Raw genomic sequence first — 2155 nt, 5'->3', positions numbered from 1 at the left:
GAGGCCTTTCCTGCCGAATCTGTCCGGGCGTGGGGAGGTTCCCCGGCGTGGGACGGGAGTGGCGACATGAGCATGGCCGCGGCGGAGCCGGTGCACCCGGTACGGGTCTTCCTGCTGGACGACCACGAGATCGTGCGGCGCGGGCTGCGTGACCTGCTGGAGAGCGACCCGGGCATCGTCGTCGTCGGCGAGGCCGGCACCGCGGCCGAGGCCCGCGCCGGCATCCTCGCGGTCCGCCCCGACGTCGCCGTCCTCGACGGCCGGCTCCCCGACGGCAGCGGCGTCGAGGTCGCGCGCGACGTGCGCTCGGCCGACCCGCGCATCCGCGTGCTGATCCTGACCTCGTACGACGACGACGAGGCGCTCTTCGCCGCGATCACCGCCGGCGCCTCGGGCTACCTGCTCAAGCAGATGCGCGGCGACGACCTCGTCGACGCCGTCCACCGCGTCTCGGCCGGCCAGTCCCTGCTCGACCCCGCCGTCACCGCGCGCGTGCTCGAGCGGCTGCGCGGCGGCGGCCGCCCCGACCGGCTCGCCAGCCTCACCGAGCAGGAGCGCCGGATCCTCGGCCACATCGCCGAGGGCATGACCAACCGGCAGATCGCCGAGAAGCTCACCCTCGCCGAGAAGACCGTCAAGAACCACGTCTCCAACCTGCTGGGCAAGCTCGGCCTGGAGAGCCGCACCCAGGCCGCGATCTTCGCCACCAAGAACGTCGCCCGGGTGCGCTGACCTCCGCCCGCTGCGCCGCCGCCGCGTACCCCCTCGGGGTGCGCGGCGTTCCGGCGTTGGTGTGGCCACCTTCCGGTCGCGCGGAGGCAGGTTGATCACGGGCTTCGGCCGAGACTTCTGCCGGGAGTCAGCCCGTGCCCGTGGTCGTGGGCACGGCCTCGTGCGCTGGCTGACCGCGCCGAGCGCCGAGGAGCCGGCCGGGCCTGCTGTGGACAACTCGCCACATGTGCATGATCGCGGAGCGGGCCGTGTCGGAGCCGCGTCGCGCCGCGCGGTCGTCACCCCAGCGGTACGCGCCACTCCAGCCGCGTGCCGGACCCGCCCTCGCGCGTCTCGACCGACATGCCGCCGCCGAACATCTCCGCGCGCCGGCGCATGTTGCGCAGCCCGTTGCCGCCCCGCGCGCGCTCCCCGAGCCCGGAGCCGTTGTCCTCGATGACGAGCGTGAGGCCGCGGTCGACCGTCAGCGCGACGGCGACCGCGTCGGCGCCGGAGTGGCGGGCGACGTTCGACATCGACTCGCGCAGGACCGCGAGCAGGTGCGGGCGCACCTCGTCCGGCACGCCCTCCGCGATCGGCCCGCGCAGCTGCAGGCGGACGGGGTAGCCCAGCGCCCGCTCGGCCTCGGCGAGCACGTCGCGGACCTGGCCGCGCAGGTCGTCGCTGTCGACGCGCCGGTTGAGCTCGAAGATCGTGGTGCGGATGTCGCGGATCGTCGCGTCGAGGTCGTCGACGGCCACGGCGAGTCGGGCCTTCGTCCGCTCGTCGGAGCTGCGGCTGAGCCCCTGCAGCCCGAGGCCGGTGGCGAAGAGCCGCTGGATCACCAGGTCGTGCAGGTCGCGGGCGATGCGGTCGCGGTCCTCGTAGACCGCGAGGTGCGCCCGGTCCGACTGCGCGCGGTGCCGGTCGAGGGCGAGCGCGGCCTGGTTGGCGAAGGTCGTCGCGAGCTGGACGTCGATGCTGCTGAAGTTCGGCGCGCCGGGACGGCGGGCGACGGCGAGGACGCCGCGTACGTCGTGCGCGGTGCCGAGCGGCACCAGCAGCGTCGGACCCGACACCAGCGCGGCCCCCGCGGGGACCTCGACGTCGGCGCGCACCTCCCCGCCGGTCAGCGGCGGGTCGTCGACCACGACGGCCTGCCCCTGCAGGACCACCTGGCCGGTCAGCGAGCCCTCCAGCGGCATCCGCGCGCCGGTCAGCCCGTACGCGTCGGCCCCGGCCGGCCCCGCCAGCACCTCGACGACGAGCTCGTCGCGGCCGAACGGCAGCATGATCATCGCGACGTCGGCCTCGGCGACCTCGCGCGCCCGCCGGGCGACGAGCCCGAGCTCGGTGTCCCGGTCGGCGTCGCCCAGCAGCGACGACGTGATCTCGCCGGCCGCCTCCAGCCAGCGGCGGCGCCGGTCGGCCTCCTCGAGGACGC

General features: G+C 75.4%; 2 protein-coding genes. One reads left to right on the top strand and one right to left on the bottom strand.

Translation table 11 applies throughout. The features are described 5' to 3' along the window. Positions 1-66 precede the first annotated feature (66 nt). Complete coding sequence (locus G9H71_RS22320) at positions 67-732, top strand: response regulator (protein WP_269204805.1); 666 nt, start codon at positions 67-69, stop codon at positions 730-732. Between the two features lie 278 nt (positions 733-1010). Here the strand turns inward: G9H71_RS22320 and G9H71_RS22315 are convergent. Beyond that, positions 1011-2155, bottom strand: a 1145-nt coding sequence (locus tag G9H71_RS22315) for a GAF domain-containing sensor histidine kinase (protein WP_166284952.1), incomplete at its 5' end; no start/stop codon positions are given.

Origin of the sequence: Motilibacter deserti (assembly GCF_011250635.1) — a bacterium.
Classification (GTDB): domain Bacteria; phylum Actinomycetota; class Actinomycetes; order Motilibacterales; family Motilibacteraceae; genus Motilibacter_A; species Motilibacter_A deserti.
The sequence above is the reverse complement of the archived record's forward strand: the minus strand, read 5'-3'. Positions and strand labels throughout refer to the sequence as shown.

What these genes read in the sequence shown, in the direction of transcription:
- G9H71_RS22320 (WP_269204805.1), top strand. Translation starts at nt 67, where the DNA reads ATGAGCATGGCCGCGGCGGAGCCGGTGCACCCGGTACGGGTCTTCCTG.